Here is a 418-nt window from a genome sequence, read left to right on the forward strand (position 1 = left end):
GAATATCAGCGGGATGGCTTAAATTTTGATTTGACCCAATGTTGGGGTAAGCCAGCCGAGTATTTTATTGATCTAGAGCAAGCTAGACAAGGATTGCAAACGGAGGTGAGCGCATGACTGAAACACAGGTGCTAGTAATTAACGCTGATCTACCCGATATCGATCACCCACTAGCAATCGGTCCAGAACCGGAAATGTTTAAGCTCGCGCAACATAACTACAAATCTGGTGAATGGCCGTTCCCGGTTAGACTGGTTAAGCCTGGGACTAATGTACGCAGTGATGAAGCCTACTTAGCTAGTATGTTACCAGATCCCCAAGCTGAAGAACGTGAGCAAATTAGAGATATTCGCCGTGCTCATCGTGATGGTAACCATACGATAAGGGCGTTGACCGATGAGACTGGCTATATTAGTCA

General features: G+C 45.9%; 1 pseudogene. It reads left to right on the forward strand.

Going from position 1 to position 418, the window contains the following annotated elements:
* Window positions 1-113: 113 nt before the first annotated feature.
* A pseudogene (locus MZO41_RS16555) lies at window positions 114-418 on the forward strand (hypothetical protein); the annotation flags it as partial.

This window comes from Lactiplantibacillus sp. C232 (genome assembly GCF_023806725.1).
GTDB lineage: Bacteria > Bacillota > Bacilli > Lactobacillales > Lactobacillaceae > Lactiplantibacillus > Lactiplantibacillus plantarum.